This is a genomic window from Sphingomonas oligophenolica (assembly GCF_039522915.1).
In the GTDB taxonomy this organism is placed as follows: domain Bacteria; phylum Pseudomonadota; class Alphaproteobacteria; order Sphingomonadales; family Sphingomonadaceae; genus Sphingomonas; species Sphingomonas oligophenolica.
Map to the genome: position 1 here is coordinate 121,940 of NZ_BAAAEH010000002.1, position 23,244 is coordinate 145,183.

At 64.8% G+C, this 23,244-nt stretch carries 34 protein-coding genes; 17 read left to right on the forward strand and 17 right to left on the reverse strand.

Annotated features, from left to right (window positions below):
• Window positions 1-151: 151 nt before the first annotated feature.
• Window positions 152-778 (reverse strand): hypothetical protein, encoded by a 627-nt coding sequence (locus ABD050_RS00860; RefSeq protein WP_343887220.1) that lies wholly within the window; start codon window positions 776-778, stop codon window positions 152-154.
• A gap of 3 nt (window positions 779-781) precedes the next feature.
• Window positions 782-1,018: a hypothetical protein gene (locus ABD050_RS00865; protein WP_343887221.1), complete on the reverse strand. Its 237-nt coding sequence runs from the start codon at window positions 1,016-1,018 to the stop codon at window positions 782-784.
• Window positions 1,019-1,111: 93 nt separating this feature from the next.
• Between ABD050_RS00865 and ABD050_RS00870 the strand changes: the two genes are divergently transcribed.
• Entirely contained in the window at window positions 1,112-2,281 is a 1,170-nt protein-coding gene (locus ABD050_RS00870) for a DUF418 domain-containing protein (protein WP_343887222.1), read from the forward strand.
• Window positions 2,282-2,285: 4 nt separating this feature from the next.
• On the opposite strand, the gene ABD050_RS00875 is transcribed toward ABD050_RS00870, so the two are convergent.
• A complete protein-coding gene (locus ABD050_RS00875) occupies window positions 2,286-2,888 on the reverse strand; it encodes an alpha-ketoglutarate-dependent dioxygenase AlkB (RefSeq protein WP_343887223.1) in 603 nt (200 codons plus the stop codon).
• A 277-nt stretch (window positions 2,889-3,165) separates the two neighbouring features.
• On the opposite strand from ABD050_RS00875, the gene ABD050_RS00880 reads away from it, so the two are divergent.
• Window positions 3,166-3,660: a hypothetical protein gene (locus tag ABD050_RS00880; RefSeq protein ID WP_343887224.1), complete on the forward strand. Its 495-nt coding sequence runs from the start codon at window positions 3,166-3,168 to the stop codon at window positions 3,658-3,660.
• Here the strand turns inward: ABD050_RS00880 and ABD050_RS00885 are convergent.
• A complete protein-coding gene (locus tag ABD050_RS00885; RefSeq protein ID WP_343887225.1) occupies window positions 3,657-4,316 on the reverse strand; it encodes a retropepsin-like aspartic protease family protein in 660 nt (219 codons plus the stop codon). The genes ABD050_RS00880 and ABD050_RS00885 overlap by 4 nt on opposite strands.
• A 77-nt stretch (window positions 4,317-4,393) precedes the next feature.
• The gene (locus tag ABD050_RS00890) at window positions 4,394-4,918 is read right to left on the reverse strand and encodes a DUF1993 domain-containing protein (protein ID WP_343887226.1); all 525 of its coding nucleotides are present in this window, start codon (window positions 4,916-4,918) and stop codon (window positions 4,394-4,396) included.
• 210 nt (window positions 4,919-5,128) lie between these two features.
• On the opposite strand from ABD050_RS00890, the gene ABD050_RS00895 reads away from it, so the two are divergent.
• The 3 genes from ABD050_RS00895 (at window position 5,129) to ABD050_RS00905 (ending at window position 7,272) form a co-directional block, all read left to right on the forward strand.
• Window positions 5,129-5,452 carry a hypothetical protein gene (locus ABD050_RS00895; RefSeq protein ID WP_343887227.1) on the forward strand — a complete coding sequence of 108 codons (324 nt, stop codon included), beginning with the start codon at window positions 5,129-5,131 and terminating at the stop codon, window positions 5,450-5,452.
• Window positions 5,453-5,518: 66 nt separating this feature from the next.
• On the forward strand, window positions 5,519-5,749 hold the full coding sequence (locus ABD050_RS00900; protein ID WP_343887228.1) for a hypothetical protein: 231 nt from the start codon (window positions 5,519-5,521) through the stop codon (window positions 5,747-5,749).
• 32 nt (window positions 5,750-5,781) lie between these two features.
• Window positions 5,782-7,272 (forward strand): phospholipase D-like domain-containing protein, encoded by a 1,491-nt coding sequence (locus tag ABD050_RS00905; protein ID WP_343887229.1) that lies wholly within the window; start codon window positions 5,782-5,784, stop codon window positions 7,270-7,272.
• 610 nt (window positions 7,273-7,882) lie between these two features.
• Here ABD050_RS00905 and ABD050_RS00910 read toward each other — a convergent pair.
• Window positions 7,883-9,127 carry a hypothetical protein gene (locus ABD050_RS00910; protein ID WP_343887230.1) on the reverse strand — a complete coding sequence of 415 codons (1,245 nt, stop codon included), beginning with the start codon at window positions 9,125-9,127 and terminating at the stop codon, window positions 7,883-7,885.
• Window positions 9,128-9,333: 206 nt separating this feature from the next.
• Between ABD050_RS00910 and ABD050_RS00915 the strand changes: the two genes are divergently transcribed.
• Window positions 9,334-9,621, forward strand: a complete 288-nt coding sequence (locus ABD050_RS00915) for a hypothetical protein (RefSeq protein ID WP_343887231.1) — start codon at window positions 9,334-9,336, stop codon at window positions 9,619-9,621.
• Window positions 9,622-10,167: 546 nt separating this feature from the next.
• Here ABD050_RS00915 and ABD050_RS00920 read toward each other — a convergent pair.
• Window positions 10,168-10,584, reverse strand: a complete 417-nt coding sequence (locus ABD050_RS00920; RefSeq protein WP_343887232.1) for a helix-turn-helix domain-containing protein — start codon at window positions 10,582-10,584, stop codon at window positions 10,168-10,170.
• 230 nt (window positions 10,585-10,814) lie between these two features.
• Between ABD050_RS00920 and ABD050_RS00925 the strand changes: the two genes are divergently transcribed.
• The 6 genes from ABD050_RS00925 (at window position 10,815) to ABD050_RS00950 (ending at window position 14,612) form a co-directional block, all read left to right on the forward strand.
• Window positions 10,815-11,495, forward strand: a complete 681-nt coding sequence (locus ABD050_RS00925; RefSeq protein WP_343887233.1) for a hypothetical protein — start codon at window positions 10,815-10,817, stop codon at window positions 11,493-11,495.
• Window positions 11,492-11,962, forward strand: coding sequence for a hypothetical protein (locus ABD050_RS00930; protein WP_343887234.1), 471 nt, complete (start codon window positions 11,492-11,494; stop codon window positions 11,960-11,962). The genes ABD050_RS00925 and ABD050_RS00930 overlap by 4 nt, the downstream gene beginning before the upstream one ends.
• 202 nt (window positions 11,963-12,164) lie before the next feature.
• A complete protein-coding gene (locus ABD050_RS00935; RefSeq protein ID WP_343887235.1) occupies window positions 12,165-12,425 on the forward strand; it encodes a hypothetical protein in 261 nt (86 codons plus the stop codon).
• Window positions 12,422-13,951, forward strand: a complete 1,530-nt coding sequence (locus ABD050_RS00940) for a terminase (protein ID WP_343887236.1) — start codon at window positions 12,422-12,424, stop codon at window positions 13,949-13,951. Before ABD050_RS00935 ends, ABD050_RS00940 begins: the two co-directional genes overlap by 4 nt.
• Before the next feature lie 65 nt (window positions 13,952-14,016).
• Window positions 14,017-14,406: a hypothetical protein gene (locus ABD050_RS00945; RefSeq protein ID WP_343887237.1), complete on the forward strand. Its 390-nt coding sequence runs from the start codon at window positions 14,017-14,019 to the stop codon at window positions 14,404-14,406.
• Between the two features lie 50 nt (window positions 14,407-14,456).
• On the forward strand, window positions 14,457-14,612 hold the full coding sequence (locus ABD050_RS00950; protein WP_343887238.1) for a hypothetical protein: 156 nt from the start codon (window positions 14,457-14,459) through the stop codon (window positions 14,610-14,612).
• 33 nt (window positions 14,613-14,645) lie between these two features.
• On the opposite strand, the gene ABD050_RS00955 is transcribed toward ABD050_RS00950, so the two are convergent.
• Window positions 14,646-14,798, reverse strand: a complete 153-nt coding sequence (locus ABD050_RS00955) for a hypothetical protein (RefSeq protein WP_343887239.1) — start codon at window positions 14,796-14,798, stop codon at window positions 14,646-14,648.
• Window positions 14,799-14,944: 146 nt separating this feature from the next.
• Between ABD050_RS00955 and ABD050_RS00960 the strand changes: the two genes are divergently transcribed.
• Window positions 14,945-15,337, forward strand: a complete 393-nt coding sequence (locus tag ABD050_RS00960; RefSeq protein ID WP_343887240.1) for a hypothetical protein — start codon at window positions 14,945-14,947, stop codon at window positions 15,335-15,337.
• 28 nt (window positions 15,338-15,365) lie between these two features.
• Here the strand turns inward: ABD050_RS00960 and ABD050_RS00965 are convergent, their stop codons facing one another.
• The 4 genes from ABD050_RS00965 to ABD050_RS00980 all read right to left on the reverse strand — a co-directional run bounded on the left by ABD050_RS00965 (window position 15,366) and on the right by ABD050_RS00980 (window position 17,165).
• Window positions 15,366-15,590 (reverse strand): DUF6771 family protein, encoded by a 225-nt coding sequence (locus ABD050_RS00965; protein ID WP_343887241.1) that lies wholly within the window; start codon window positions 15,588-15,590, stop codon window positions 15,366-15,368.
• 247 nt (window positions 15,591-15,837) lie between these two features.
• The gene (locus tag ABD050_RS00970; protein ID WP_343887242.1) at window positions 15,838-16,083 is read right to left on the reverse strand and encodes a hypothetical protein; all 246 of its coding nucleotides are present in this window, start codon (window positions 16,081-16,083) and stop codon (window positions 15,838-15,840) included.
• Between the two features lie 109 nt (window positions 16,084-16,192).
• The gene (trxC, locus tag ABD050_RS00975; protein WP_343887424.1) at window positions 16,193-16,657 is read right to left on the reverse strand and encodes a thioredoxin TrxC; all 465 of its coding nucleotides are present in this window, start codon (window positions 16,655-16,657) and stop codon (window positions 16,193-16,195) included.
• A 121-nt stretch (window positions 16,658-16,778) separates the two neighbouring features.
• Window positions 16,779-17,165 (reverse strand): nuclear transport factor 2 family protein, encoded by a 387-nt coding sequence (locus tag ABD050_RS00980; protein WP_343887243.1) that lies wholly within the window; start codon window positions 17,163-17,165, stop codon window positions 16,779-16,781.
• A 61-nt stretch (window positions 17,166-17,226) separates the two neighbouring features.
• Between ABD050_RS00980 and ABD050_RS00985 the strand changes: the two genes are divergently transcribed.
• The 4 genes from ABD050_RS00985 to ABD050_RS01000 all read left to right on the forward strand — a co-directional run bounded on the left by ABD050_RS00985 (window position 17,227) and on the right by ABD050_RS01000 (window position 19,995).
• Window positions 17,227-17,850, forward strand: coding sequence for a TetR/AcrR family transcriptional regulator (locus tag ABD050_RS00985; RefSeq protein WP_343887244.1), 624 nt, complete (start codon window positions 17,227-17,229; stop codon window positions 17,848-17,850).
• Window positions 17,851-17,930: 80 nt separating this feature from the next.
• Complete coding sequence (locus ABD050_RS00990) at window positions 17,931-19,118, forward strand: aromatic ring-hydroxylating oxygenase subunit alpha (protein ID WP_343887245.1); 1,188 nt, start codon at window positions 17,931-17,933, stop codon at window positions 19,116-19,118.
• Entirely contained in the window at window positions 19,115-19,468 is a 354-nt protein-coding gene (locus ABD050_RS00995; RefSeq protein WP_343887246.1) for a hypothetical protein, read from the forward strand. The genes ABD050_RS00990 and ABD050_RS00995 overlap by 4 nt, the downstream gene beginning before the upstream one ends.
• 2 nt (window positions 19,469-19,470) lie before the next feature.
• The gene (locus tag ABD050_RS01000) at window positions 19,471-19,995 is read left to right on the forward strand and encodes a nuclear transport factor 2 family protein (protein ID WP_343887247.1); all 525 of its coding nucleotides are present in this window, start codon (window positions 19,471-19,473) and stop codon (window positions 19,993-19,995) included.
• 24 nt (window positions 19,996-20,019) lie between these two features.
• Here the strand turns inward: ABD050_RS01000 and ABD050_RS01005 are convergent, their stop codons facing one another.
• The 5 genes from ABD050_RS01005 to ABD050_RS01025 form a co-directional block, all read right to left on the reverse strand.
• Window positions 20,020-20,781, reverse strand: coding sequence for an energy transducer TonB (locus tag ABD050_RS01005; RefSeq protein WP_343887248.1), 762 nt, complete (start codon window positions 20,779-20,781; stop codon window positions 20,020-20,022).
• A 92-nt stretch (window positions 20,782-20,873) separates the two neighbouring features.
• The gene (locus tag ABD050_RS01010) at window positions 20,874-22,274 is read right to left on the reverse strand and encodes an FAD-binding protein (RefSeq protein WP_343887249.1); all 1,401 of its coding nucleotides are present in this window, start codon (window positions 22,272-22,274) and stop codon (window positions 20,874-20,876) included.
• Window positions 22,232-22,465, reverse strand: coding sequence for a hypothetical protein (locus tag ABD050_RS01015; protein ID WP_343887250.1), 234 nt, complete (start codon window positions 22,463-22,465; stop codon window positions 22,232-22,234). Before ABD050_RS01015 ends, ABD050_RS01010 begins: the two co-directional genes overlap by 43 nt.
• A gap of 128 nt (window positions 22,466-22,593) precedes the next feature.
• Window positions 22,594-22,974 carry a DUF1801 domain-containing protein gene (locus tag ABD050_RS01020; RefSeq protein ID WP_343887251.1) on the reverse strand — a complete coding sequence of 127 codons (381 nt, stop codon included), beginning with the start codon at window positions 22,972-22,974 and terminating at the stop codon, window positions 22,594-22,596.
• Window positions 22,971-23,216, reverse strand: coding sequence for a hypothetical protein (locus tag ABD050_RS01025; protein WP_343887252.1), 246 nt, complete (start codon window positions 23,214-23,216; stop codon window positions 22,971-22,973). The genes ABD050_RS01020 and ABD050_RS01025 overlap by 4 nt, the downstream gene beginning before the upstream one ends.
• Window positions 23,217-23,244 lie beyond the last annotated feature (28 nt).

Genomic DNA, 23,244 nt, shown 5'->3' on the forward strand with positions numbered 1-23,244 from the left:
CATTTCCGCAACTGCCGTCAACAGGGTTGGAAAAGATAATATCACATGACGCGAGGCGCCCGAAAATCACCGCGAATGGCCGTGCTTGTGCGCCATGGCCTGGTGATCCGGGCACTGGGTGATCGCCGCGGATGTGAATGCGATGGGTGGGCTATCGGGGCGCGGGCGCGGCTATCGGCCAGTTCGTGACGATGCGTTCGAAATCGACATAGGGAATGGTTTCCGGATCGAACTCGAGCGCCTCGGACAGCGCCGGAAGATCCGCGAGAAAGGCATCGTGCGTTCGCACCACCCTGTCTGCGCTAGGCAGATGGCGCCGCGAAACATTCGCCAGCCAGTCACGCGTCTCCCGCACTGCAACTGCCGGGTCGCCGCGATGGCCGTGAATGTCGATGCCAGCCAGATCCGAAATGAACATCTGATAGCGATATTGCTCGGTATCCAGAATCAGGAGGCGCTTGAGCCTCTGCGCCTTGCCGCCAAAGCGCTTCGCCCCGAGGAAGATGCCAAGCTCGAGCGGCATGTTGAACCGGGGCAAGCCGTTTCCATCCAGTTCGGTACGCGAAACATCATGTATCCCGTACCGGCATTCGGCGATCAGGTTGAAGAGCTTGTCGATCCGGGTTTGCCCGCCGTCATCCAGTTCCCGGGCTGAACGAGGCCGGAAACCGCAGGCATATATGGCGAAGATCAGCGCCCTGAACGTTGGCGCGTAGTCTTGGTCGAACGGGCAGTTGATGAAGACATCGACCGTCGATGGCCGGGCATCGTCGGCCAATGTCTATTTTTTCTTGCCGGTGACGATCCGGATCGCGTTCCGGGCATCCTTGTTCGAAATCGCGCCTGACTTCGAAGCCGGCTTCAACACGAACGCACCCGTCGCCGCGCTTCGGCCCATTATGACCGGGGCGCTCTTGGCAGACCTGGAGGCTATGGATTCTGACTGCGTGGCCATGGCGCCGATATGCTCCTCGCGGCATTGGCGTGCAAGATCGAGCGCCAGGCGATAGCCTTCCAAGATGCCGACGCCGAGTCGCCTCCGATTGCCGCCGGCCTGAGGTCTCGATACACAAGCTTCCAAGCCCAACAGGGGGCGAGGGGGGGATGTATCGTGGAACAGCCGTCGCGCCTTGAGCTGGTCGATTCACTGCGCGGTTATGCGCTGTTCGGGCTTTTCCTCGTCCATTCAGTCGAACTGTTCGAGCTGTACTGGGCGCATCCGACCCCGAGCGCAGTGCATGATTGGGTGTTCGGGCTGTTCGCTGGCAAGGCCTTCGCGTTGTTCGCTTTGTGCTTCGGGCTCAGTTTCTTCATCATCATGGACCGGGCGGCGCAGCGCGGGGTCGATTTCAGCGCGCGCTTTGCGTGGCGGCTGGCGATCCTGTTCGTCTTCGGGATCCTGCACGGGCTGGTCTATCGCGGCGACATCCTTCAGGTGCTGGCGCCGATGGGGCTGCTCCTGCTGCTGTTCCACCGGATCCGGAGCCGATCCGCGCTGCTGCTGATCGCTGCCCTGTGCTTTGCCGAGATACCGCTGCTGATCCACGCCTGGTGCGCCCTTGCGGGCGCAGCCTGGGCCCGCCAGCTGCCGCATTTCTTCACTGATCCGAGCCTGACGATCCTCGCCAACGGATCGCTAAGCGAGGCCTTCCGCGCCAATCTGGTCGACGGCGCGCTCGCCAAATGGTGGTTCTATATCGAAACCGGGCGGCTGACCGAGATCGCCGGGCTGTTCGTCATCGGCCTGTTGCTCGGCAGGAGCGGATTCTTTGCCGCGCCCGACCGGTTTGTCCGCCAGAGGCGCGTCGTGCTGGCGATCGCAATCGCAAGCTGGGTCGCGCTGTATTTCCTCGGCCCGATCTGCATCGAGTCAGCCGGGCGCGTCGGTGATTCCGGCGGGGCAATGCGGCGCAACGTCGAATGGGCGTTCGAAAGCTGGAGTGCGCTGGCGGCGATGACCATCCAGGTCGTGTTGTTCATCGAACTCTACCAGACTGCTGCGCAACCAATATTGAAGCTGCTCGCCCCTGTCGGACGGATGACGCTCAGCCTCTATATCGGCCAGTCGCTCGTCTTCGTGCCGCTCTATTATGGTTTCGGGCTCGGCATGCACGCCTGGATAAGCCAGGCCGAAGCGCTGGCGATGGGCGTGATCGCGTTCGCGGTGCAGATACCGCTGGCGCGGCTGTGGTTCCGCTATTTCCTGTACGGGCCGCTGGAATGGCTGTGGCGCGCGCTGACCAACACGACGCTCGCCATCCCGTTCGTACGACGCGCCTAGGGGGCTATCGGGCGACCGCGGCCAGCCCCTTCTCCGACAGGCTGCGAAAGGTTACTGACCAGCGGCGGACCGCCATCGCGGCGATACTGTGTTCCCAGCCGTGCCGTACCTCGCCGCTCAGATGGTAGATCGAGCGCGGGGCAAGCGGGAGGGCGGTACGATCGAAGCCGCGCTCGCGGCGGCGACGCAGGCGGAGCGTTGCAGGCGCTTCGAGAGAGATGCCGACGACATGCTCGAACAGCGGCCGGTCGCGGTGCCAGCCGATGCCGGCGCCGGGATCGTAGCGGACGACCAGCGCCTGGACGAGATCGTCGCGATATAGGCCGGCGAAACCCGCGGCCTTTTCGCGCAGGGGCAGCAGAAAATCGGGGATCGGATCGGCCGGATCGAAGCGGGCGGTGTCGAAATCATAGCGCCAGCCAAAGGAGGCGGTCAGCCTTTTCCCGAGCCAGCCCTGGAAGCGGAACGGCGTTACCTCGATCCCGGCCAGCCCGGCGAGCAGCGCCTGCTCTTCGGCGGCGGTAATGATATCCGGCGCGTAGGCGAGGCCCGGCGGGCCGATGGCCGGCGACGCATTGTCGAAAAGATCGGTGATGGCGGCGGGCATGAACGCAATGTAGGGATCGCGACGGCGAATCCACCAGCTTGCGCCTCGATGCAGATCGCGGTTTCAGGCGGGTCTCGATCCCGTCGCCAGGAGAGCGTGACAAACGTTACGCCGAAGAAATTATCTTTCGAATTAACCTTTGTGAAATACCATATATTACTGATTATACGGTGATATCGAAATAATAACCTCTTGATAATGTTGCAATTCCATGAGCGGCGCCGATCACAGATATGAGGTTTTCATCAGGTCGTCGGTGAGCCCCATCGGCGGCGGCATGATTCGATCCGTCTGGAGCTGGCGAAAGCTTGATTCGAGCGGGCTGATCCTGGTGCGCGGCCCCGATCATGGCTCGATGGTTGCCTGTCTCCGGTCGGCAAGGGCGCATCGCGGCAATTCGCTCAATGCGCCGATCGCGATCGAGCTCGAGGTGACGGATGCGCCGGAAGCCGTGGGTGTGGTGTATCTGGACAATGGTGACGCCAATACCGGCCGATACGGGTTCACAAGACACATCGCCGCGCCTGAGCCCGGTCCGCGACGTCAGGCGGAGCCGTCCGCGGGCGACGGCAATCCGGCCGCCACGCCCAGATTCACCGACGATGCCGTCCTGCGCGAACGGGAGTCGCGCTATATTCGGCGCGAGGAAGAAGCGCGCAGCCGCGCAGCGCGCACTGACGACATCGCCCTGCGGCACGAATTCCTGCAGAGCGCGCGGGTCTATGCCGAACTGATCGGGAGCATCAGGCGCGAGCGGAGCGCCTCGAGCTAAGCCGGGCCTTGCCGGGTCTCGGCCTGCGGGTGATGCGGCACCAAGATGAGCGTTCCGTCCTCCACCCGCCATGATTTCAGCCGCGACAGGAAGTTCATGCCGAGCACATCGGTGTCGCCGAACGCGGGCGATACGACGACCGTGAGATCGCGCGCAGTGATGTCGCCGAGCCGCAATTCATCCACCGTAGCGGTCTGCGCCGCGACCTGGCCGTTGGCGGTGTTGAGCACGACAGGGAACACCGCGTCGTTGGGCCGGAGCCCCATCTCGGCCGCACTGTCGGCAGACAGCGCGGTCACGGTCGCGCCGCTGTCGATCAGCATGCGCCGTTCGACCCCACCGATCCGCGCGCGCGCCCAGAAATGGCCGTCGGGCGACATGCGGATGCGCACTTCCTTGCCGACCACTTCCTGGCCGTCGAGCTTCAGCATCGCGGCGAGACGGGCCAGATAGGGATCGAAGCGCGCGCGCTGCCCGGTCACCACCAGCAGCAGGGCGGCGAGAGCGCCCCATGTCGCGATCGTCAGGAAGCTCCGGAAGACGGTCGCGCGGCGCGCCAGCAGCGCTGCGATCACCAGAATCAGCAGCAGCAGATAGAGCGGGGCATGCGGGCCCATCGCGGCACCGAGAGAGCTGATTTCGTCACTGCTTGCCATGGCTTCGCCGCTTTAACGGCACATGGCTGTATGAAAGCTGACCAGGTAGCCGGCAGGTGGCCCCAATGCGTCCATCTTCAGCTGGCGATCGTGCGCGGCCTGCCCAGAAAATCGCGCTTGCCGAGGGGAACGCCGTTTGCGCGCAGGATGTCGTAAGCGGTTGTCGCGTGGAAATAGAAATTCGGCTGGGAGAAGGAGAGGAGGAATTCCTCGGCGACGAAATCCATCCGCATCTCGCCCATGGTGAAGCGCATCGGCCGGCCGACAAAGCCATCGATTTCGGCCGGCTCGATCGCCTCGAGCGCCGCGTTCGCTTCGGCGACCAGCGCGCCGAGATCGGCAATAGTGTCAGGCCATGGGCTCCGGTCGGGGCTGAACACGCCGGCGCGGACCCCCTCGATCGCGCCGAGCGAATGGGCCACGGCCGACTTCACCTGATAGCCGAAGGGCAGCATGTCCTCGGCCAGCCGCTGCCTGACGAGATCGTCGGACGAGATCCCTTGCTCGGCCGCAAAGGAGTCGGCCTTTCGAAGCAGCGCGGCGACCGCCGAGAGGATCTGGCGATAGGAGGGAATGGTCGCGGCATAGAGGGAGAAGGGCATGACGTGTCTTTCGCTTCGGACGGCGTAACCGCGCCGGTTGAGAGATTGAGTGCAGCGCACAGGATCGGCCAAAGCCGGGGGATTCGCAATGGGACGCCGTCCGTGAGCGTCGGTGACCAGCACCGTTCGCACCAATGTTACGCTTTCCCAATGCTGGAACGAAGCGCGGCTGAACGCGGTTATCCGAAGTCCTAGTAAATGGAGAGTATCATGGCCGACTATATTCGCGAAGAACCGGACAGCACAGTCGTCGAACGCCGCGGGATTGGCCCCGGTGGCGTGGTGGCCATCGTTCTGGTCATCATTGTCGCCATCGTTGCTATTCTTTTCGCTTCGGGATTCTGGAGCGCGAATGTGAAAAGCGGTTCGCTGCCGGATGTGAACGTCAGCGCGAAGGGCGGCAGCCTGCCTGACGTCAATGTGCATTCGAAGGAACTGGTGGTCGGCACCAAATCGACGACGATCGACGTGCCCAAGGTCGAGACGACCAAGAAGAAGGTCGACGTGCCGGTGGTCGGCGTGAAGGATAATTGATTGGCGCGCGCGCCGTTTTGACGCGGCGCGCGTTACCAATGCCGTTGTCGAACCAAGGAGCTTGCCATGTCCCGTTTCGCTCTCAGCCTTGCCGCGGCTGCGATGATCGTCTCCGCCTCGCCGGCCTTTGCCAAGGGCTGCCTGAAGGGCGCTGCGATCGGCGGCGTGGCCGGCCATTATGTCGGCAAGGGGCATGCGGTCGCCGGGGCGGTCGCGGGGTGCTGGATCGGCCATCACCGTGCGGCCAAGGCAGCGAAGGCGGCCAGGGAGCAACGCGGGGCGGCCCATGCCCGGTAAGCCGTACCGAAAGGCAATGATCGTGGCGCCAGATGCCGACCGGTAAGGCAGCATCGCGCAACGACCGTACCGACACGCTCTTCGTCCCCGGACGGAATTGCTGGCAGGTCGCGCGCGCCGACCACGCCGCGGTCATCATCGACGCCGCCGATTACTTCCGCTTCGCGCGGGCCGGGATGCTCGCGGCGAAGCGCCAGATCCTGCTGATCGGCTGGGACTTCGACGCGCGGATCGAGGTCGAGGCCGAGGCCGGCGACGACGGGCCGGCGCGGATCGGCGACCTGCTCTCCTGGCTGGTCGACCGCACGCCCGAGCTCGAGATCTATCTGCTGCGCTGGGATATGGGCGCGCTGAAGACGCTGGTGCATGGCCGCACGCTGGTCTCGCTGCTCGGCTGGATCAGGCGCGAGCACATGCACGCCCGGCTCGACAACCATCACCCGACCGGCGCCTCGCACCACCAGAAGCTGATCGTGATCGACGATTGCCTCGCCTTTTGCGGCGGGATCGACATGACCGCGAATCGCTGGGACACGCGCGAGCACAAGGACGACGATCCGCGGCGCACCCAGCCGAACGGCAAGCCCGCGCTGCCCTGGCATGATGCGGCCTGGGCAGTTGACGGTGCGCTGGCGCGCGCGCTGGGCGACCTCGGCCGGGCGCGCTGGAAGAGATCCGGCGCCGCACCGCCGGCGCCGGTCAAGCTGGACCGCTCTTGCTGGCCGAAAGGCCTGCCGGTCGATTTCACCGCGGTCGACATGGCGATCGCCCGTTCGGTGCCGCTGATGGAGGACGAACAGCCGGTCCGCGAGATCGAGGAACTGTACCGCGACCAGATCATGGCGGCGCGGCAGCATCTCTATATCGAAAGCCAGTATTTCGCCTCGCGCCGCATCGCCGAGTGGGTCGGTGCCCGGCTCGAGGGCGAGAACCCGCCCGAGATCGTGATCATCAACCCCGTGGCCGCCGAAGGCTGGCTGCAGCCGCTGGCGATGGACAGCGCGCGCGCCGAACTGTTCCGCGCGCTGAAGCTGCGCGACAGGCAGGACCGGCTGCGCATCTATCATCCGTTCACGGCCGGCGGCACGCCGATCTACGTCCATGCCAAGATCCTGATCGCCGACGACCGAATCCTCAGGGTGGGGTCCTCCAACGTCAACAACCGCTCGCTCAGGCTCGATACGGAATGCGACCTGTCGATCGACGCCCATGGGGAGGGCGCTGAGACGGCACAGATCCGGCGCATCCGCGACGGGCTGATCGCCGAGCATCTCGGGCTCGACATCGGCCAGGTCTCGCAGGCGATCGACGAGAGCGGCTCGCTGATCGCGACGATCGAGGCGCTGCGCGGAAAGGGCAAGACGCTGCGGCCCTATGCGGTGCCTGACCTCAGCGAGGCGGAGACATGGCTGGCGGACAACGAACTGCTCGACCCGGAAGGGCCGGAGGAGATGTTCGAGCCGCTCTCCCGGCGCGGCCTGTTCCGCAAGCTGCGCTGGCCGCGGCGGAAAGTGCCGGGGTGAAGGATGGGGGCGCATGAGTCGGGGCAACCTTCATTCGTGAGAATCTGTCAGTACAAATGAGTTGGATCGTCAGTTTCTGGGCCAGGATAAAACTGAAATGAAGACCAGAAGACAAACAATGTCGTCATGATGAATACGATCCACATCGTCCAATTCACGAAAAAATCGATGCAGTAAGACCAACCCATAACATATAATAGGGAAGAAATTGCTGAGATTATTGCGGTTTGTATTCTGTTGAGCTTGAAAAAACTCCTGGATATAAGCAGGGGAACGAACATCATAATGGGATAAAGTGTGAAGATATTAAAAAATATAGTAACTGCAAAACTTTCCAATACGGAGTCAAGTGAGCTAGGATTGTTGTAGATTCCATAATATTGAGGATCATAAGAAAATTTCTGAATAATAATACCAGAAATAGATAATATTATTGAGCTGAATATGGCTTCAGAAGTTTTTTGCGTGATGTAGCCGAAGGTGAGTCCCTTGCTTCTTATTTTTTCCGCAAATGTCATGCTGCGCCCCAAAAACTACAAAGTAGGAAGGTTGATTTCGTTCTGTTTCCGCAATTCCTTTACGAATTCGGCCATCTTTCTCATATCCTTCGTCATTTGATTGCCCATGGCAATTCTGTCATTGATGTTGCGAAGTTGATGGGCCTGCCCAGTATCCGCCGGGTTTCTTCGGCAGCCCGATGAACCGCTTCATCGGTAATGCTGTTGGCCCAGGATTTCCACCCCGTCACATTGGCATTCCTGTTTATTCCCCTGACGAAGTCATCATATAAAATCTTGTTGGTTTTTCGGAGATTGTCTAGCCTGGACTGAATGAATTTCTGTTCGTCGACAACAAGCTTGCTGTCCAGGGCGGTTCCGCGCTCGGGGATCGTGCCGGATATGATTTTGGCGACTTGGCCATCATTGAAATCGGCGATGGCCTGGCTCAGCTTTTCGCTATAGGCGCGAACCTGGGGATCGAGGTCAGCCTGGCCTCCATAAGCCCACCCATCCATATTCGCGAGATTGGCCGTCATCCGTGCCACGGACTCGAAATAATAGGTGTCGCGATCTCCGGCTTTTTCGAGCTTGGCCTGAAGCTCCCAATAATGGTTGGAGCGTTTGACATAGGGGGACCCGAAATCGAACGGTCGCAAATCGACCTGCTGCAGCGTCGGATCGTCCCGCGGCGCTCCAATGGGATTTGGCTGACCGTCCATGCCGTCGCTTGACTCCGTGTCAGCCGGCGCTTGCTTGGGGCGCCGCCAGTAAACGGCGCTTTGCGCGTGCGGCTCACCGAAGGATGTCCCGCCGTCGGGAATTCGCCGTGAGGGCGGGGCTTCGGTCGTGGGAGCATCGCCGGGCTGATCGGTGCTCTGGTCGCCCGGGCCGGAGAGATCACCGGCCATTGCCGGCGCGCCGGCCGGTTGCCGCGACGTTGCCCAGGCGGCGATGGCAGCACGCTCAAGAGCCTGCTCGGTCCTGATGGCGCGATCGACATATTCGTCGACCTCGTCATAGGTTGCGGCACGTTTCCCGCCGGTCACGACATCGAGATCCTGCATCGCCCGGCTCAACACGCGCATGGACATGTTGCCGCCGCGCACGCTTTTCGGCCCGAACGGGGCAACCGGCGCAGGGTCGGCACCCGGCGTGGCTGGGGGCGCCCAGCGCGCTGGATCGCCGGTGTTGGTAACGGGTTCGGCTGAAACTGGATCCGGCGCGAGATCTGGTGGAATTTCGGGCGCGGCTACCGCCGATTGCTCGGTAGGCGGCGAAGTGGTTTCAGTCTCGGGCGCCGGCGCATCGTCGGATGTCGGCATGTCGTCGATCGGGTAAGGTGGTTGGCTGGCCATTCACGCCTCCTTGAGTGCGGAACTGGCTAGACATGGAATGCGGTAGAGTTGAATCGACGAAAGGCGCGGCAATATCATTCCGGCCCATCAAAGGCCCCAAGTTGCCGGCCAGCCTGTACCGCGGATGACCATCGCATTCAGCAACGCTTCCCGCGGAAATGCGTATTTTCCCAATCGCCCGACCCCCGGGCTGAAAGGAAAGGACGATGAAGATCTCGCATATCTTCGCCGCAACCGGCCTGATGGTTGCCGCGATGACCGCAAGCACCAGCGCGACCGCCCAGGAGTGGCGCGGCGACCATGGCCGCTGGCACCATGATTATGATCGCGGTTGGGATCGCGGCTGGGATCATGGCCGCGATCGCGGCTGGCATGACCGCCGCTATTGGCATGGCCCGCGCTGGCGGCCGGCGCGCTATCATGGCTATGGCTGGCGCTATCCGCATTGCTGGACCGAATGGCGCTGGCATCACCGCGTGCGCATCTGCCGCTGAGGGAGGCCCGTCGGGACGGCAGGTCCGGCTGCCGCCCCATCGGCCCGGCGGCCCATAGCGACTCCGGATTTTTCCGCTGTTCCCGCTGTTCTTCCGCAACATTATTTTCCGCCGCTGTTATGTTGGAAATTCGGGGGCTATTTCTCCGTTCATTATCAATCGGTTGGCGAGTATCTCGCTGTTATCGGAGAACAGCGAGATAACAGCGGCGGAACAGCGACGGAACAGCGGCGCGGTTCCACAGAACAGCGGGGAACAGCGGCGGCCGGTGCCGAACCCATATCTCGTCATGTCAAAGAGCCGGGAGGCAGGCCACACGGGCCTTTGTCCGTGGACTTCCTCCTATGATTCCCGTCGCGATTGAATCGGTCGCTGAGGGGCTCGCCCGTGCATAGGAAAAATCCTAGACAAGTTGGACTCTCTCGGCCAGAACAAATAGTGAACAGGTGAAGGAGTCGCGCGGCCTCATGAAACGCATCACGCTGGACACGCCCGAGTGCCTCAACAATTGCGCGCCCTGTTATCTGGATTGCGCCTTGTGCCGGGTTACGATGCTGTCGCTGTCTCGCGAAATCGAACGGCTGCTGCGCGCGCAGCCACCTTTAGCGCATCCGGGCTGGCCGGACTGGCAGACGGCGCTCCTAGCAGCTCGAGACCATATGCAAGCGCTTCGGCTAAGGCTCGCCGCGATTGATCCGTCAGCTTTCCAGGCGGCGCGAGCGGGAGCAGGGCATCGAGGATCGGCTCGAGCGTCTCTGCACTAGGGGCGGGCGAGGCGCCTTCGAGCCCGAAATGCTCGACCATCAGCTTCATCTCGTCGATCGTCACCTGGCGCCTGCCGGCGAAGATCTCGGCAATGCGCGACGAGGGCAGGCCGAGCAGCCGCGACAATTGGGCGTTGGTCGTCAGCCCTTGCGCCTTGAGGCGTTCGAGCGCCGCGAGAAGATCGCTTGATCCCAGCATGGGGGTATGATGACGCGGATTCGTTCACCTGTCACTAACGAAATGCGTATTTTTCTTGCAATAAAGCTACAAATATCGTAGCAACTCGGCATGGCAGTGATTCCTCCGCAGCGATGTGTCTCACAGCGCGGCGCGGCTTCATTGCGCGGTTCTTCCTGCAGCGATGCCGGTCGCGATCACGTCACCGCCATGCGTGGATTGAAGGAAGCAGGACGCCTGGGAGATAGGCAATGAGCGTGATGGCGATGGCAATAAAGCTGCTGATCGAGGCAGGGGTGAGCGGGGACGGGCTGGTCGACGCGGTCGTCCGGCTGGAGGGGGCGACGGACCGGCGTTCGCCAGGAGCGAAGCGTCAGGCGCGCTACCGGGAGCGTAGCAAGGTGGCGCTCGATCTAGTCGGGATTCCTACGCCGGCCGATCGGGATTCGGATCCGCTCCTGCCGCTCGAATTCGAGATTCTTCCCCCCCTGGCGGAACGGGTGGTGACTGCCTGGAACCGGGCGGCGGCGCATGCCGGATTGAGCGCGGTTCGCAAGCTCGACGATACGCGCCGGGCAAGGCTGGCGACGCGGGTGAAGGCCCATGGCGAACAAGCGGTGTTCGATGCGATCGCCAATGTTTCGGCGAGCCGGTTCCATTGCGGCGGCAACGACCATGGCTGGAAGGCGACGCTCGGCTGGCTGCTCGACAGCCCCGGCAATTTCCTGAAGGCGCTCGAACTGGGCGAGCGCGGGAGCGCGAAGCCCGCCTCGCCGCAAATGTCGGCAGCCGAGCGCGCGGCCTATCTCGAGCAGCTCGATGCGAGGCCCTGGGCAAGGCCCCCGGCACGGCCACGCCAGCGCGACCACTGCTCCGGGCCCCGTCCGGTCGGCGCGCTGACCGCGGCAATCGCCGCGCGGGTGACGGCATGAGGTGGCGCAGGACCGGGCCGCTCAGCGAGTGGGAGCGCAAGACTCTGGCGCTGATCACCGAGGCAGCCGAGGCAGGCCGGCGCGCGCCGACAGCCGACGACATCCAGGAACATACCGGCTGCAACTCGATCTCGACCACCGTCACCATCGTCCAGAAGCTCGAGAAGCGCGGGCTGATCGCGGTCGAGCGCTTCCAGCGATCGCGCCGGATGACGATCGTCGCGACGGGCAAAAGGACCGCCGCGGTGATCAACGAGGCGCCGCACTGGCGCTCGGGCACCGGCCCGCGATCGGCGCCCTCGGTGCCGATCTCCTGGGTCCAGGCACGCAAGCCCGATCTGGCGCGCGAGATGATCGTGGCGGCACGGCGCGAGGGAATGAGCGTGCAGGATTTTCTCGGCGCGCTGGTGTGGGCGGGGTGGCAGGTTCGGGTGACGGCGCTTCGTGCGCAGGAGGAGGGGGAATGAAGCGGGTCTCGGAGTCCCCCTCCCATTTGTGGGAGGGGTTAGGGGAGGGCGTGTCCCGATCGATGCTGGTTGATCCCTCACATGCCCTCCCCCCGACCCAGTTTCGGGCGAACGATGCCCCGCATCGTTCAGGTCAGGCTGGGAGCCTGACCGACCCGAAACTCGCAAGCGGGAAGGGAGATAGAAGCGGGAGGAGAGAAAGATGACTAAGCGCATCCGTGGCCGCGCGCCCGAAGGCCCGACGCTTTCGGAACTCGCCCGCGCGCATACCGAAGCCGCGATCGATGCCCTGGCGACCGTGATGAAGGACGGCGGCAGCGATGCCGCGAAGGTTTCCGCCGCGAACGCGATCCTCGATCGTGGCTGGGGGCGGCCGCGGCAGGAGATGGAAATGGACGTGGATATTCTTGATCTTGCCGAGACGATCGCCCGGCGCAGGCGGCAGGTGGTGGAGGGACGATGACCGGCAGGACCGCCCCCCAACCCGATCCGCAGTCAACGCTTGCGGGCGACATCGCCGCTTTCACCCATGATCCGCTTGGCCATGTCCTCTATGCCTATCCCTGGGGCGAGGGCGTGCTGGCAGGCGAAACCGGGCCGCGGCAATGGCAGCGGGCGGTGCTCGAGGCGATCGGCACGCATCTCGCCGATCCCGCGACGCGCTGGCACCCATGTCGAATCGCGCGTGCCTCCGGGCATGGCATCGGCAAGTCGGCGCTGATCGGCATGGTGGTGAAATGGGCGCTCGATACCTGCGAGGACGCGCGGATCATCATCACCGCCAATACCGAGAGCCAGCTGCTCACCAAGACCTCGCCCGAGATCAGCAAATGGTCGCGCCTTTCGGTCACCGCCGACTGGTTCACCCCGACCGCGACCGCGCTCGTCTCGACCCAGAAGGGCCATGAGCGCGGCTGGCGGGCCGATCTCGTCACCTGGTCGACCAACAATACCGAGGCGTTCGCCGGACTGCACAACAAGGGCAAGCGGATCGTGCTGATCTTCGACGAAGCAAGCGGCATCGATGCGAAGGTGTGGGAGGTGGCGCTCGGCGCGCTGACCGACGAGCAGACCGAGATCATCTTCCTCGCCTTCGGCAACCCGACCCAGGGCACCGGCACCTTCCGCACCCTGTTCGGGCGGCACCGGTCCTTGTGGAACACCGCGCAGATCGACAGCCGGACGGTCGAGGGCACCAACAAGGCCTATCTCGACGAGCTGGTCGATACCTATGGCCTCGACAGCGACATCGTGAAGGTGCGCGTGCTCGGGCAATTCCCGTCCGCCTCGTCGATGCAATTCATCGACCGGGCGAGCGTGGCGGCGGCGCGGGCGCGGCTGCCGGGCGGGGCGCTCGGCACTGACCCGGTGATCTTCGGGGTCGATTGCGCGCGGTTCGGCGACGATCATTCGACGCTGGCGATCCGCTGCGGCCGCGATGCGCGGACGCGGCCATGGCAGCGCTGGCACCAGCGCGACAGCATGACGCTGGCCGGCGACATAGCGCTCGCGGCGGCGCGGTGGAAGCCCGATGCGATCTTCGTCGATGCCGGCAATATCGGCGCGGGCGTGGTCGACCGGCTGCGCCAGCTCGGGGTCGAGAATGTGTTCGAGGTCTGGTTCGGCAACAACCGGGTACGCGAGGCGCAGTGGATCGGCGGCACCCGAATCCGCGTCGCCAACAAGCGCGCCGAGATGTGGACCAATATGCGCCACTGGCTCGAGAGCGGCTGCATCCCCGATCACCAGGGGCTCGAGGATGACCTGACCGGGCCTGAATATGGCTTCGACGCGGATCAGGCAGTGCGGCTCGAGGAGAAGAAGCATATGAAGGGCAGGGGCCTCGCCTCGCCTGACGATGCCGATGCGCTTGCCTGCACCTTTGCCGAGCCGGTCATGCCGCGCACGGTACCGGGATGGCTCGATCCGGCACGCTATCCGGAGAACCGCCGGGCCGAGGAGGAGGATCTGTACCGGGATATCCGGTGAGGGGCGAGGCCATTGGTTTCCGCAGACCCTCATCGCTAGCGTCGTGCGAAAGGGAGGTCGGCATCATGATCAGGGCCGCGTTGGGCGTCGTCGCCGCGATCGTGGCGATGGCGGTCGTGATCTTCATCGCCGTCAAGATTCCCGAAAGGACCTGGGCACCGGCGATCGGCATGGTCCTCGCCTGTTTCGCCGGCGGCTATGCGGGCACCTTTGTCGGCAGGACCCAGTGGAGCGGCTGGATCGCGGTCGGCCTGCTCGTCGCGCTTCTGGCCTTTGGAGTCTTCTACTTCGTTTATCTGCGTCAGGGCTCGTTGCGCGGCGTGGTCTTGTGGCGCGTCGTCGGCGTTCCCACGGCCATGCTGGTCGCCTGCTGGTGCGGCACCTTGCTGGCGAGTAAAGCCATTCCGGTTATCGAGGAAGTCGACCTCGAGGACCTGCATCGCGCGTTCGAATAGGAACGATCCGGCCGCCCCGGCGTCGTCGCGGTTCGAACAGGAGTTTCGCCATGGCCGATTCAACCGACGATATCATGATCGACACGCCCGACGGCCCGATGAGCTTCGCGCAGTGGAAGAAGAAGCACCCGGTGCAGATCCCCTCGCGGCGAACGAAGGGAAAGGATCTGCCGGTCAAGGTGAAGCGATTCACCGAGCCGAAATAGCGGCTGCGCGCCGGCCCGCGGCGCGCGCCGGTGCTATTTGCCGAAGATTGACCCGTCGCCCATGTGCATCACCCAATGGCCGAGGCCATTGCCGAGCGCGACGACGCGCTTGGTTTGCGCGCCATGATCGACTGCCATGTCGCTCAGGACGAGGAACAATATTGCGGCAAGAATGAATTTGAGCATGGCGCCGGTAGCCCCCTCTTAAGCACGACGCCGATCTACGCGAGCGAGGTTAATACATTCCTTGCGCGCCGCATCTTTTACCACAGTAATGGCGTTAACCGGTCGGCAAGGGCCACGCGTTAGTTCCGGATCAGGGAAGTGGGGGCGTGATGGCATTTGGAACGTCGGAATTCGATCGCGCCGGCCACCAGCAGCGTGTTGACGAAATCCAGGCAGAGGTGCGCCGCCAGGCAGCGAGCAACAGCCTTCCCAAGCCGGTGCCGGTCAGGGTGCCGCCGCTCACGAAAAGCCCGACGCTGCTGAACACGCGGCTGGCCGAGGAGCTCGATTACATCAACCGGCTGCTCGAAAGCGTCGGCGACCAGCTGGTGGCCGATCCGGTGATGCTGCAACGCCACGCCGTGGCCCTTCAGAGCTTCGACCTGATCGGCCAGATGATCGGCCATATCTCGAACATCATCTCGGCGGCCAACCCGAATGACGCCGTTGCGCGGGTCGGGATCGAGGATATGCGCAACCGGCTGCACCGCGCCGGCTAGCCGGACCATGCGGCGGCGCTGCGCGACCTCAGAGCGCGAGCGGCAGCTGATCGGCATCATAGGGTGGCGGCGGATTTTCGAGCCGCTCGACGACGGTTGCCGCCAGCGTCGTCAATGCTTCCTCGCGCAGGCGCTCATTGCCGAAGGTCAGGCCGACCCGTACCCAGCCGGGCGATTCGGCGATCGCATCCCTGGCGGTGGCGACGGCTCTCGCGGTGGCGAGGAAAGCGGGCTCTGAGTCGAATCGGGGCATACGGGCAGAATAGAACGAAAAGGGAACATTTGGAAAGGGCGCATGTGCGCCCCGTGCGGTCGGATCAGCCGCCGCGGGGAGACACGGATTCCGCGGCGGAGGCAGGGGCCGGTTGGCGGTGAAAAGCCGGCGACGCATCTGTCACCAGCATCCCCCCAATCAGGCCCCGGCCCGCGCCGGGGAAAGACGATTCATGTCCGGTCCGGGTTGGACGTCGACAGGGCCGCGAGCGGCCCTCGACCCCGGTTTATTTGTGCTTGTGATGCCGGTGATGCGGGTGATGCGGGTGATGACGATGCCCGCCGCCGCTGCCGCCGCGCTGGATGCACTGATCGGTAACGGTGGCCGAGCAGGGCGGATAGGTCGTCGTGCTGTCGGCTGCAGTCGTTGTCGTCGTCGTCGCCGTTGTCGGCGCGCGTGCCGGCATGGTGGTGTCCTGGGCGATGGCCGGCGTCGCGACGGCGGCGGCGAGCAGAAGTGCGATCATCTTCATGGCTGATATCCCAAATGAAAAGTACCCCGGACGCTGACAACGACGCGCGGTCGTTTCGGTTCCAATTCGTTTTTTCAGCGCCGATGATGCCGCGATGGCGCCCTGATGATCACGCCCGCGCCAGCGCCTGCTCGACCCACTGGACGATCGCCGCCGTCGACATCGCGCCCGAGGTGCGGGCGATCTCGACGCCCCTGCGGATCAGGATCATGCTCGGGATGCCGCGAATGGCGAAGCGCGCGGCGAGGGCGGGTTCGGCCTCGGTATCGAGCTTGGCCATGCGCACGCGCGGCTCGAGCTGCGCGGCGGCGGCTTCGAAGCTCGGGCTCATCATCCGGCATGGGCCGCACCAGGCAGCCCAGAAATCGATCACGATCGGCAACTCGCTCCTGAGCGTGTGCCGGTCGAAATTCGCGGCCGTCAGCGCGACGGTACGGCCCTGGAACAGCGGACTGTGGCAGGTGCCGCATTTCGGATCGCCGCCGAGCCTGGCGCGGGGCACGCGGTTGAGCGCTGAGTCGACCGGGCAGGCGACGACCAGCGTATCGGCAGCGGATCCGCGATCGGTGTTCATGGCGGTCACCCTGATCTCCCCGTCGGGCTGCGGCCCGCGGCCGGATGGCGCGCGGTCGCAGGATGATACAATCGGGCGGCACGAAGGGTTCCCCGAGGTTCGGTCGGGCCGGATCTTTCCTTCATGCGGCCGCCGCCGAGGCGCCCGCCGGATCGTCGACGCCGATGGGATAGGTGCCGTGTCCGCTCTTCACCTTGCCGTCTTCGAAGACGAGAACCTCGCTCACTGAAACGCCCTTCTGGTTGCGATAGCGGATGACGATCGCATCGACCCCGGCAAACAGCTGCTCGATGGTGAAATGCAGATCGGGAATGCGCCGCAATCCCTCAGCCCAATAGGCCCTGAGCGCCGGCTTCCCGCGCAGGCGGCCCCGCGTCTCCGGAAAGATCGCAGCCGCGACGGGCGAGGTGAAGACGACATCGTCATGGAAATGATCGAGCACGCGATCGAGATCATGAGCGTTCCATGCGTCCCGCCATTCCGCTGCAAAGGCCGATGGTTCAGTCACGCGTCCTCCCATGGGCAAGGGGTTCGACCAACTCTAGGCCGGGGGGCCGGCATTGCAACGCATGTTGCGCGCCCTCGCGATATCAGTGCATGGCGCGCAGATGGACGCTGTGAAGGAACCAACGGGAGGCTCCCGGCGCAACCGCGCTTATTCAGTCACTCACCAGGAACTGATCGAAGGGGCGGTCCGGCTGATCTCCGAAAAGGGGGTGGAGGCACTGTCGGTCTCCGGCCTGGCGCGGGCGCTGAAGATCAATCGCACCACCGTCTATTATCATTTCGCCAGCCGCGAGGCGCTGCTCGAAGCGGTGCGCCTCTGGTCCTCCGAGCAGCTTGCCTCGGCCTTTTCGACTGACGAAAGCCAGAGCGAGCGGATCGCGTTCATCGCGCGCTTCGTCATCGAGAATCCCGATCTCATCAAATTGTGGATCGAGGAATTCGTCTCGCCCGGCGATATCCGCGATCGCTATCCGCGATGGGACGAGCTGGTCGCCGGCATCGCCGAGAGCCTCGGCGAGAGAGTCGATGCCGAAATCTACTGCACCTTCCTTCTCACCGGGGCGATCATCGGGCCGCGCGTCTTCCGCCAGAGCGTCCGCCCCGACCTCGACGAGGCGGTGATCGTCGAGCGCTTTCGCATCGAGCAGCAACGGATGCTGGCCCGGGATTCGCTGCGCCACGACTAAGTTTTTCGACACTGTTGTTGTAAAAGTTCGCCGAAAGGCGCAGATACGCTCGAACAAGCCTTGAGAGAGAGGAGTCGAGTGTGGTTGAGGCGAGCGCGCGCTTTCGGCAGATCGAGGCCGACGAGGTTGCCTGGCTGGGCACCGGGCCGGTCCCGGCGAAACCCTATTATGACCCGGCCTATTTCGAGCTCGAGCGGAGCGCCGTGTTCCTCAGGAGCTGGATCCAGATCGGCCATGCCTGCGAGCTTCCCGAGCCGGGAAGCTTCATCCGGCGCGAGCTCGAATTCGCCAACGCATCGCTGCTGATCGTGCGCGGGCGCGACGGCCAGCTGCGCGCCTTCCACAATGTCTGCACCCATCGCGGCACCCAGCTGGTCGAGGAAGCCGCCGGCCGGCGCTCGACTTTCAGCTGCCCCTATCATCGCTGGACCTTCGGCAGCGACGGCGCCTTGCTCTCGGCGCCCGACTTCGAGTCTTTCGGCCTCGCCAAGGCCGACTGCGCCTTGCCGCAGGTGTCGCTCGACAGCTGCGGCGGGCTCCTGTTCGTGAATTTCGATTCCGATGCCCAGCCGCTCCGCGAATGGCTCGGCGATTACGCGGCGATGCTCGAGCAGATGCCGATCGCCCAGGCGACGACCTTTACTGAATATAGCTATGACATCGCGGCCAACTGGAAGCTGACCTACGACAATTTCCAGGAAAATTATCACCTCCGCTTCATCCATCCGCGCTCGGGCGGGGCAGGGGTCGGCGGCGACAATCCCTTCGGCTATCCGGCGAGCATGGGCTTCAACGGCCCGCATCGCACGCAGCGCATCTGGACCAACCCCGAGCCGGCGGTGAAGCCGTTCCAGGGCGCCGCCTTCGGGCGCGGCTTTCGGGCGGCGGCGGCGCGCGGGCTGCTGAACCTGCCCTATGGGCGCGACTATCTCGCCTTCTTCCCCAACCTGTTCGTGATCGGCACGCCGACCCAGCCCTTCTCGCACACAGTCTATCCAATCGCCGCCGACCGCTCGCGCGGCGTGGTGCGACTCTATTGGGTGGGCGAGGATGCCAATGCGAGCGAGCGCTTCGCCAGGGAATATGCGCTCGCCTCGCTGCGCGACATCCATTCCGAAGACATATCGATCATCGAAGCGGGTCAGCGCGGGCTGAGCAGCGGCGCGCTCAGCCATATCCATTTCCAGTCGATGGAGGCGCTGTGCCGCCATCTCTATCTCGCGGTCGACGAACGCGTGACGGCCCATGCGCAAGGAGTGACGGCATGACCGCGAGGCTGCTTCCGCTTGATTTCGCGGCGCTCGAACCCTTTGCGCCGCGATGGGCGATCACCGGCAGCGCTCACCGCGCGGCGCTCCGTGGCGCCTCGTCGGCGGAGGAGCGCCAGGCGTTCTTCGAGGCGGCGGGGCCGTTGCTCGCGCCGGCGCTGGACTATCTCGACAGCCGGCCGCTCGCCGGGCTCGACGCGGCCGAGCAGCGCCTGATGGCGATGATGCTGTCGCTCGCCCATGTCGCCCAGGCAGTCGAGATCCAGGGCCCCGACGAATCCGGCGGCGCGCGGTGGCGGGAACGGATGCGGATCGGCAGGACGCCGGCCGACGAGGGCGAGGAGGGATGACGATGAGCGAGGGCGATCGGCTGCGGCATCTGCTCGACAGGGAAGCGATCCGCGAGCTTGGCATGCTTTATTCGCGCGCGATCGATCGCCATGATATCGCGCTGCTGCGCGATCTCTACACCGAGGACGCGACCGACAGCCATGGCGACACCTATGACGGGCCGGCGTCAGGCTATTGCGACTTCATCGAGCGCGCCTTCCCGCATATGCCCTATAGCGGGCATCACATCTGCAATCACCTCGTCAGCGTCGAAGGCGATGAAGGCGAAGGCGAGATCTATGCGCTTGCCTGGCATGTGATCCCGGACGGCGCCGGCGGCCGGCTCGAGGACTTCATGGCCGTGCGCTATATCGACAATTACCGGCGCTCGGCCGACGGCAAATGGCGCTTCGCGAAGCGGGTGGTCACCTATGACCTCAAGATCAGACGGCCCTTCACCGGCGGCGGGCTGATGGGGCAGGGGGCTGATGATCCGAGCTACAGCGCCTGCGCGCAGAGCCTGTTCAGGCGCGGCGCGCGGGGCTGACGCGGAAGGAAGCGGGCCTGGCGCTCAATCGGCGCGCTGGTCCGCCGGCGGCGGGCGGCCGGTCCATTCATGCTCGCCCTCGGCGAAGCTGGGCACTGGCCGACCATGCGAATCGCGGGCGGGAGCGAAGCGGAAGCGTTGCTCGACCAGCCGGCAGGTGACCGCGTCATAGGCCGCATTGCCGCTCGACCGGGCAATGGCGCAGTGGGAAACACGGCCGGTCGCATCGATGCTGAGGCGAGTCAGCAGGGTTTGCGGAACATTGCTCTCCCAGACCGCGGGAGGATAGTCCGAGTCCCTGATCCGCCCGTGCACCAGGCGCGGCGGCGTATCGTCGCCATCGCCGTCGCCCGAGCCCTGATCGCCGCTGCCGGTGCCATTGCCCTGGCCGCCGGCTCCGGTGCCGGGGCCGGGCACATCGCTCGCCCCGGCCGAGGGGGCCGCGCCGGGGCCCGGTTTCGGTGCGGCGGCGACTGTCGGCGGCACGGGAATCGCGACGGGCGGCGCGACCACCTCGGTCGGTTTCGCCTTCAGATTGGCGGGCGAGGCGGCGCCGTCGGGCTTGTGGCTCTTCGCCTTGTGGGGAATGACGCGCTCGACCGGCGGCGGTGGCGGCGGCGCGCCGATGGAGAAGACCTTGAGCGCGTCGGGCACGGGGGCGGTGAGCCCGATGGCAAGCCCGGTGACCAGCAGATAGCCGATCAGCAGCTGCACCGCGACCGCGCCGATCGCCGGACCGGGCGAGCGGGAAGGGCGGTATCGGCCGGGCGGCGGGTCGATTTCCATGGGTTCGGGCGATGTCATTCCGGCTCAACGCATGAAAGGCGCTTCGCGGCTCTCCCTCTTTCGGGGCTCGGCTCCGGGCGCGTTGGCCCCCTTTACCGCACTGGCAATGACTGCGCGTGGTGAAAATAATCCTCCGGGTCCCAATGCCGCTTGATCGCGACCAGATTGCGCGGGTTGTCGCGGAAATTCTCCAGGAAATAGAGCCGGAGCGCGTGATCGACATCGCCGCGCGCGTGCGAGCCGAGCTCGACATCCGGATAGTTGAAATAGCAGCCGTCGACCGTGCCCGAAGGGTCACGTGCCGGGTCCGGCGTGCCGCCCGTCCGGACATAGACCGCTGCGTAGAAGCGGTTGATCCAGCCGAGATGCGCTTCCTCCTGCGCCCGGTCGGCCGGCGACAGCGGCATGCCGGCGGTTGAATCATTGTTCCAATAGGTCTGATATTGCAGCTTCATGATCGAGCTTCGCTGCGGCACGCAGGTCGCGGTCGGGCTCACCCGGTTGATCCTGCCGCCATAGCTGTCCACCTGGAGCAGGCTCTGCGCCATGTCGCTTGCGGCGACGCCTTCGGGCACTGTCTGCAGCCAGTGGTGGATCGCCGCCACCTGGTCAGCCGGAAAGCCCTTTTTCATATAGGCCGACTTGTATTTGCCGAACTGGTTCGGCCCCGATCCGTTCAGCGTCTGCAGCGCCTCGAGATAGGTCAGGTGATTTTCGTTCTCGCTCGCCGGCAGCGTGGTCATCATGCCGGGATGGCCGCCGAGCGGCCGCAGCAGCGGGCTGGTGGGCGCGATCGCGCCGAGGCGGCTGCGCAGCATCCGGGCCTGCCCGGCGACGCGCAACCGGTGGTCGGCCGCCGTGGTGCCGGGCGGCGAGACGCTCTGGTAGATCAGGCCGATCTGCCCCGCGGCGACATGGTTGAGCTTCAACAGGCTGAAATCGCTCTCGGGCATGGCGGCGACGATCTCGGCATAGAGATGAAGCAGACCCGCGAACCGGTCCTCGGTCAGGTCGCTCCAGTTCCAGGCCAGCGTCAGGAGCGCGGCATGATCGGGCGCATCGGGCAGGTCGGCGAACCAGTAGCGCGCGATCACCCCGAAATTGCCGCAGCCGGCGCCGCGCAGCGCCCAGAAGAGGTCCCGCTCGGCGCCGTCGCTGCTTGCTTCAGAGACATGGCGCAGCCGAGCCTGGCGGCTCAGTGCGTCCCAGGTGACGATATCGACCCCGGTCAGGTGATCGACCGTCAGGCCGTGCAGGCGCGACAACAGGCCGTATCCGCCGCCCGTGATATGCCCGCCCGCGCCGACCGAATAGCAGGAGCCCGCCGGCAGCGTCTTGCCGAAGCCGTTGAGCAGGGTGCGATACACCGTCCAGTTCTCGCACCCGGCATCGACGAACCAGGCTTTCCGCACGGGATCGAACCCGACCTGGTTCAGCGCCGACATGTCGATCACGGCGCGCGTGCCGTCATTATAGACGAAATCTCGTAGCAATGCCGGCCCGAGCTGATCTTCACGTCGCGGCCATAGGTTGACAGCGCCGCCTGGACGCACGGGGCGACCTGGTCGAGGCTGGCCGGGACATAGACCGCCTCGAGTCCGTCGGCATACCAGCGCCGGTCGAAGCCCTGGCGATCGCTGAGGAGCAGGGGTGATGCGCCGCCGCGCGTCGGGGCCTGGTTCATCTCGATTCCCTCTCACGACCACAGGATCGCATAGGAGTATCACGCCCCGCCGGAGCCGGGCCATCAGGGATGAAACGGGATCCGATCTTCCGCCGTCCAGCCGGCGAAAGGGCGGGAGCGCCGGGCGCTCAGCCGCGCCCCGCGTTCAGCGCGACGGCGGCGCGGACGAGCGCCTTGAAGGCGGCCTCGTCCATCTCGGCGCCCTCGGCAAAGTCGATCGCGCGCCGCACATTGCCGTCGAGGCTCGAATTGAACAGGCCGGTCGGATCGTCGAGCGAAGCGCCCTTCGCAAAGGTCACCTTCACCACCTTCTTGTAGGTCTCGCCGGTGCAGACCATGCCGTGGCGATACCAGACGGGCACGCCGCGCCATTTCCACTCCTCGGTCACCTCGGGCTCGGCCTGTTTGATCAGGCCGCGCAGCCGGGAGAGCATCGCGCCCCGCCAGTCGCCCAGTTCAGCGATCCGCTCGTCGATCAGTTGCGACGGCGATTTCTCCCCGGCGCTCATGACGCTTCCCTTGCCGCCCAATGCCCGTCGACGCGCCGCGCGCCGCGCCACCGTGCGACATAAGGCAGCACGAACAGATACAGGCCGGAGAGCAGCAGCGCGATCAGCGGGACGAGCGCGAGCAGGCCGACCCAGCCAGGGGGCTGCCCGAAGGACATCGCCACCATATAGGTGACGACACCGGCGGTGAAGGCGATCGACAGCCAGCGATGGATCTGCCGCACCCATTGGTTCACGTTCATTGGCATGGTTCCTTTCCTGCGCCCGCCG